The organism is Anabaena cylindrica UHCC 0172 (assembly GCF_034931625.1).
Taxonomy (GTDB): Bacteria; Cyanobacteriota; Cyanobacteriia; order Cyanobacteriales; family Nostocaceae; genus Anabaena; species Anabaena cylindrica_A.
Genome location: NZ_JAYGGY010000145.1, coordinates 1 through 6,710 on the forward strand (window position 1 = coordinate 1; position 6,710 = coordinate 6,710).

The following is a 6,710-nucleotide window of genomic DNA, read 5'->3' on the forward strand; positions in this document are numbered from 1 at the left end:
TTTCCAAAAAGTATTCATAGTAGGAGTTTGACAGTTTTCGGAGATGTCTAATGGGAACGTGGTACAGCTAGTGAGTCTATTCGTCGTTTCCTAGCGGAGCAACAAATATGGTATTGGATGCGAATAGTCGATATATGCCGATATCAGGATCTGTAAAATTAAGCGTTGACACTGTAAATAGTTTAAATAGCAATTTAGGGGATAACACAGGGATATTAATTCATGAAATGGGTCATGTTTTGGGACTTGTGAATGGGTCTGCGGTGAATATATCCAATGGGACTTATAATGCCAATACCTACGCTGGTTGGGCTTATGGAGAATTAAAAGAAACCTTTACCCAAACTGCTGTACCAATGACTACAGGAGTAGGTGGTGGCTCTGATTACAAACATTGGAAAGAAGAAGTTTTTGGGAATGAGACAATGACACACACTCTGATGGGTGCTACTGCGTCTCTCAGCCAACTTTCCTTAGCAGTTCTCCGAGATATTGGTTGGAACGTTAATTATGGTGCGGCTCAACCCTATACCTTACCATTACTAGGCGGCACTGGAAATACTTTAACTTCTGTGAGTGCTAATACTGTAAATGTTGCTGTGGGGAGTACTTATTCTTACTACTTTAATAACTCTGTTAACAGTGAATTTCCTGTCCAAATGTATGGCGTTAACTTTGCTGGCACTGGTGCTATGAAAGTTACTCTTAATGGCTTAACGGCTGATGCAAATATGCGGTTGATTTATGATGCTAACAACAATGGTTTAATTGATACGGGGGAAATAATTGCTACTTCAATCAATACAGGTACAACATCGGAATCTTTTGATTTCTATAACTTGGCAGCAGGTAGCTATTATGTTGATGTTTCTGCAACTAACTACCTTGACTCTGATGGCAACAGGATTAATATCAGTACTGGCTACGCATTGAATTTCACATCTTTGGCTGCCTCAGAACCAGAGATAGTGAATAACTTAAATCCTGTCACCTATAGCTATAATTTGGGTAAAGGTAATTATGGTACACCTTGGAATGCATATAGTTACTCACTAAGTAATAGCAATATAGACGATCTTTTTAAATTCAATTTAGGGGGAAATACTACTGCATCCTTTAATCTCGTTGGCTTGACTGATAATGCAGATATGAGGCTGATTTATGATAGCAACAATAATGGTGTGATTGATACTGGTGAAGTGATTGCCACTTCAACGAATCTAGGATCTGCATCGGAAACAATTAATCTTTCTGGTTCACTGCCTGGAACTTATTACCTCCACGTTTATCGAGTTGCTACTACTAATACTGGATACACATTGAGGTTAGATAATTTGGTTATTACCTAAACCCAGTTTTTTGATATGGTTTAGTATAATTAGCGATCGCTGTTTGGGAATATGGGGATGTGCGATCGCTTTTTTGCTATTATCTTGAAAATAAACTGCAAATACCAATTCAACTAATTTCTGATGAATAAATATTATTGCAATGAGAATTATTGCTAGGAGTACTTTAAAAGAATACTGGCAAAAACATCCTGATACAGAAAAGTTTTTAAAAGCATGGTTTGATGATGCTTCCTGTGCTAATTGGGAAAGTCCATCAGATATCAAAGAAATTTATGCTAATGCCAGTATTATTGCCAACAATCGTGTAGTTTTTAATATTAAAGGTAATAATTATCGTTTAATTGTCAACATCCGTTATGAACTTGGCATTATTTTTATTCGTTTTATCGGTACTCATCAAGAATATGACAAGATAGATGCTACAATTATTTAAGGAGGTTTAATATTATGAATTTGAAACCGATTAAAACTGAAACAGATTATCAACAAGCTTTAAAAGAAATTGAACAAATATTTGATGCTGAACCTAATACACCAGAATATGAAAAATTAGATATTTTAACGACTTTAGTAGAAGTTTATGAACAACAAAATTATCCTATTGAACCTCCGTCTCCCATTCCAGCAATTTTATATTATTTAGAAAGTCGTAATCAAGGAATTTCTACTTTTATTGAAAATTTAAAACATCATGGAGTTAGTGAAGAAATAATTAATACTGCTTTAAATGAAATGACTCACAGATGATGGGATGTAGATCGTTTTTTTGGAGCTTATGGGGATGTGCGATCGCTTTTTTGTTGGCATGATGAGTGCGATAGCTGCGCTCTGTAGGAATCGCATAGCCGATAACCATAATATCAACTTCCTTCAGAATTATTCCCTGAAGAGTCATCCTTATCTTTAATTCAGGTTATCAATGCAGATTTGTTTCCCTAATTTGGGAAATTCTTAAAAATAAAACGTGGATAAAAAAGTCCAAAACTTGATTAATCCACGTTTATAACTATCTATTTCTCAGTTAAGAATTACCTACCTAAAAACCGACTAGCTAATTTCATCGCGTCAGCAATATCAACGTCTCCGTCTCCGTCAGCATCTAGGAATTTATTCAGCAACGGATTTCCGCCTGATTGCAAGAAACTCAGTACTAAAGGCACTAATGTAGGTAGTAATTGTTGAATCATTCCCGCATCTAAACCTGTGCGCTGGGCTGCAATTTCTGCAATTTGTTGTTGAATAGCTGGAGAAAATAGCGTATTTACGGCTTGGGAATCTGGAGAAGTACCTGCAAATTGATTCACCAAGTTTTGGACAGCTTCAGTTCCCTCTGTGGCTTGCTTTTCTTGCAAAGAGGAATGCACCTGTTTACCGACTACTGTTAAAATTGATTGAATGGTGGAAGTATCTGTACCAGTAGTGTTACTCACTTGCTGAACGGTGTTAGCAATTTTTATTAATTGACCTAAACCACCTTGTTGATTGGAATTAGTAACTGAGCCTAGAATTTGATCAAAAAGTCCCATTCAGTTTTTTCTCCACTTGTGATATTTTACAGATTTCATACTTAAATAGGTCAAATTTAGTGGGAATTAAGGTTGATTAAGTGGTAGAGCGATCACAAACTCTGTACCTTGATCTACCTCAGAATTACAACTAATTTTACCTCTATGTTTTTCTACCACAATTTGATAAGTAATTGCTAAACCTAAACCTGTACCAATACCTCGTGGTTTGGTGGTAAAAAAAGTTTCAAATATCTTTTTTTGATTTTCTGGCGTAATTCCTCGACCATTATCTGCAATTCTTACTATTACCCAATCATTAGATAGGCATTCTGTAATAATGGTGATTTCAGGTAAAAATTGTGGATTGTCATGAGATTTTTCTTCTAATGCATCAATAGCATTGCTCAAAAGATTCATAAATACTTGATAAAGTAAACCCATATAACCAGGAATTTGGGGAATTTCTCCATAGGTGCGAATAACTTTAATACTATGTTTGAGACGATTATTTAAAATCAATAATGTACTATCAATACAAGGATGTAAATCTACTAAGTTAATTGCACCTTCATCTAAACGCGAGAAGTTTTTTAAACTGCGGACAATTTCTCTCGTGCGTTCAGTTCCAACTGTCATGGAGTTAAATATTTTTGGCAAATCAGTTTCTAGAAACTCAAAATCAATTTCTTCAGCTATAGTTTGCACTTGGATGGGTGGATTAGGAATTGTATTTTTGTAGGTTTTAAGTAATATCAATAAATCGTCAATATACCTTTGTGCATAGACTAAATTACCAGAAATGAAATTAACAGGATTATTAATTTCATGGGCAACACCTGCTAACATTCGCCCTAAACTTGACATTTTTTCACTTTGAATAAGTTTCGTTTGTGCTTCTGATTTTTGGATTTCTAACAGGTGTTTTACTTGTTGAATCAATAAATTTAAAGCATGAGCTAAAGTACCAATTTCATCTTTTGTGGTTACAGGTGCTTGTAATTCAAAATCAGCCTCTTGGGTAACTCTGCGAGCGACATCTGTAACAGCATTAATGGGACTAGCAATAATTTTACTAGTATATACAGCTAGGGTAATTGCGATCGCAACTGATAGTGCCATACTCACAATAATGATCTGTGCTTGTAGGCTGGTAGCCTCTCTATAAGCTAAATCAGCTTCTTTTTGGCGATTTTGAACCGTTTCGGCAAATTCGGCTAATTCATGGGCATATTGATAAAAGTTCTGTGCGGTTTGACTTTGATTAAATTGCCAGATTAATTGCTGTGCTTGTGCTAAATCCTCTGGATTGGATCTCAACAGGGTAACTTGCTCAACTAACTGTTTGAGGTTTTGAAAATATGCTTTGATGTCGCCATCATACTTTTTGAGCAAATTCTGCAAATCATTTTGGGAATTGGGTTGACTAAATTTCTCTAACTGGGAAAATAAAATTTCGGCTTCCTGAAGATGAGTCTTTAATTCAGAATTTTTTGAGCGTGAAGCTTGCAGCTGACTTAAAGCAGTGATTATTTCCTGCTGATCAATCTGAACTTCCAAAAGCTTTCCTTGCAAACTACTTAACAAGCTTCCTTCCTGATTGGCCAAGAGCATCTTTTCTCCGGCTGCTTGGAAGTAGAGAGCGCCTATCACTAAGCCAGCTGTTGTCCCTAAGACGGCAATTCCTAGGGAAAGGGTATATCCACTGACAATTTTTTGTCTAATACTGAGTCGATTAAAGAATTGTCGCAGCCAGTTAAAGGAACTTAATTCAGAGAGAGACTTCATGGTATAACTCGCCGTTGAACTTTTCTATAAAGTAGATTTTGAGGAAAAATGAAGAATTCAGCAGCCAGCCATCCGATTTTAGACTTCGTTGTGAGCGCTCAGTCGAACGATTTTAGATTGATTACACTGATAAATCCGGGGACTTGTACCATCAAGGAATAATTATTCACTATTCTAAAGGAACATTTGATACAAACTGGATCTTAGTTTAGCAAAATTTGCTTCTTTGAATTCTGGAGAAAAACACTCAACCTATTAAGATCAGAAGCATCTATCTATTCAATACCCTTTCATTTTTGCTATTCATGCCTCTGTCGCGCATAGTCACACTTATTGTTGGTCTGATTATCATTTTGGGTTTAGCCCTATGGTTAATTGATTCGCTTACACGGTTATATTGGCAGTTATCCTATTCTCCCCTATTGGGGAATCTGCTGCTGTTGCTGCTGATTCTGCTCTTGGGAGGGTTGGTTGCTGCTTTTGTCTATTATGTACTGGTGCTGCAATCTGGTGAGCAGAAATCACGCCGTAATCATAGACGAGTTACTCCCAGTCAAATTCCTGCGGCTAAATCTGATGCGGCTTCTTCGACTATCCAAGCTGTGCGTCAACAGGTAGCCCAAATTCAAGATGAGGTTACTCGTCAAGCTTTGTTGAGTCGTACTAAGGAAATTGAAACAAATTTAGCACGGGGTGAAATTCAAGTGGTTGTGTTTGGGACGGGGAGTGCTGGTAAAACTTCCCTCGTGAATGCGATTATGGGGCGGATAGTAGGTCAAGTCAATGCACCGATGGGAACAACTCAGGTGGGGGAGACCTATTGTTTGCGGTTAAAGGGGTTGGAACGGAAAATTTTAATTACCGATACACCGGGGATTTTAGAAGCGGGTGTTGCTGGAACGGAACGGGAACAATTAGCTAGGGCTTTAGCTACAGAGGCAGATTTGTTGTTATTTGTGGTAGATAATGATTTAAGGCGTTCTGAATATGAGCCGCTGAAAGGGTTGGCGGAGATTGGTAAGCGATCGCTCTTGATTCTTAATAAAACTGATTTATATACAGATGACGATACAGAAGCCATCTTGACAAAGTTGCGTCAGCGGGTACGAGATTTTATTGCTAGTAATGATGTCGTCGCGATCGCAGCTAATCCCCAATCTGCACAGTTAGAAACCGGCGAAACCTTCCAGCCAGAACCAGATATTATCCCCCTATTACGGCGCATGGCCGCTGTTTTACGCGCTGAAGGTGAGGATTTAATCGCCGATAATATTCTCCTCCAATCTCTACGTTTAGGAGAAGAAGCCCGCAAACTGATTGATTCTCAACGCCGTCGTCAAGCTGATAAAATTGTGGAAAGGTATCAATGGATTGGGGCTGGTGTGGTATCTGTCACCCCTTTACCAGTTGTAGATTTACTGGCCACAGCCGCAGTTAACGCCCAAATGGTGGTAGAAATTGGCAGAGTTTATGGTTGTGATTTAAATATGGAACGGGGACGAGAATTAGCCCTATCTTTAGGAAAAACCATTGCTGGCTTAGGAATCGTCAAGGGAGCAATTGAATTACTCTCGACTGCACTACAACTCAATATTGCCACTTTTCTGATTGGTAGAGCCATCCAAGGGGTAACAGCAGCTTATCTAACGCGCATTGCCGGCAAAAGCTTTATTGAATATTTTCGCCATGATCAAGATTGGGGTGATGGGGGAATGACGGAAGTTGTACAGCAACAGTTTCAGATCAATCGCCGGGATGAGTTTATCAAAGTTTTTATCCAAGAAGCGATCGCTAAAGTAGTCAAACCCTTAAAAGATACCTTTGAAGATCAAGAAGAGAACAGCCGCGAATCTCGTTAAAAAGAATGTAATTGCTTTTAGACCTATACAAAAAAGCTGCGGAAAAAATCTTCCCTCCGGACTACTATTTTCCGCCTTTTTAAGTGAATCTCTATCTTTTGAGATATACCCATCCACAATATTTCGGTTTCAATACAAATACTATTGGTTAATTTCCTCAACCATAAATCCTTAACGGGTGACAAGGGGGTTGAAGATGAGATGTG

General features: G+C 37.9%; 8 protein-coding genes. 4 read left to right on the top strand and 4 right to left on the bottom strand.

What is annotated here, in order from left to right; translation table 11 throughout:
• Positions 1 to 107: 107 nt before the first annotated feature.
• The gene (locus tag VB713_RS27960; protein ID WP_323314744.1) at positions 108 to 1,349 is read left to right on the top strand and encodes a pre-peptidase C-terminal domain-containing protein; all 1,242 of its coding nucleotides are present in this window, start codon (positions 108 to 110) and stop codon (positions 1,347 to 1,349) included.
• On the opposite strand, the gene VB713_RS27965 is transcribed toward VB713_RS27960, so the two are convergent.
• Positions 1,326 to 1,457 (bottom strand): hypothetical protein, encoded by a 132-nt coding sequence (locus tag VB713_RS27965; protein WP_323314745.1) that lies wholly within the window; start codon positions 1,455 to 1,457, stop codon positions 1,326 to 1,328. The genes VB713_RS27960 and VB713_RS27965 overlap by 24 nt on opposite strands.
• 34 nt (positions 1,458 to 1,491) lie before the next feature.
• Between VB713_RS27965 and VB713_RS27970 the strand changes: the two genes are divergently transcribed.
• Positions 1,492 to 1,785: a type II toxin-antitoxin system HigB family toxin gene (locus VB713_RS27970; protein ID WP_323314746.1), complete on the top strand. Its 294-nt coding sequence runs from the start codon at positions 1,492 to 1,494 to the stop codon at positions 1,783 to 1,785.
• Positions 1,786 to 1,799: 14 nt separating this feature from the next.
• Entirely contained in the window at positions 1,800 to 2,099 is a 300-nt protein-coding gene (locus tag VB713_RS27975; protein ID WP_323314747.1) for a transcriptional regulator, read from the top strand.
• Here VB713_RS27975 and VB713_RS27980 read toward each other — a convergent pair.
• From VB713_RS27980 to VB713_RS27990, 3 genes are all read right to left on the bottom strand, one after another.
• Positions 2,065 to 2,247: a hypothetical protein gene (locus VB713_RS27980; RefSeq protein ID WP_323314748.1), complete on the bottom strand. Its 183-nt coding sequence runs from the start codon at positions 2,245 to 2,247 to the stop codon at positions 2,065 to 2,067. The genes VB713_RS27975 and VB713_RS27980 overlap by 35 nt on opposite strands.
• A gap of 133 nt (positions 2,248 to 2,380) precedes the next feature.
• Positions 2,381 to 2,878: a DUF937 domain-containing protein gene (locus tag VB713_RS27985; protein WP_323314749.1), complete on the bottom strand. Its 498-nt coding sequence runs from the start codon at positions 2,876 to 2,878 to the stop codon at positions 2,381 to 2,383.
• A 66-nt stretch (positions 2,879 to 2,944) separates the two neighbouring features.
• The gene (locus VB713_RS27990) at positions 2,945 to 4,645 is read right to left on the bottom strand and encodes an ATP-binding protein (RefSeq protein ID WP_323314750.1); all 1,701 of its coding nucleotides are present in this window, start codon (positions 4,643 to 4,645) and stop codon (positions 2,945 to 2,947) included.
• A gap of 305 nt (positions 4,646 to 4,950) precedes the next feature.
• Here VB713_RS27990 and VB713_RS27995 point away from each other — a divergent pair, with 305 nt between their 5' ends.
• A complete protein-coding gene (locus tag VB713_RS27995; protein WP_323314751.1) occupies positions 4,951 to 6,504 on the top strand; it encodes a GTP-binding protein in 1,554 nt (517 codons plus the stop codon).
• Positions 6,505 to 6,710: the final 206 nt, after the last annotated feature.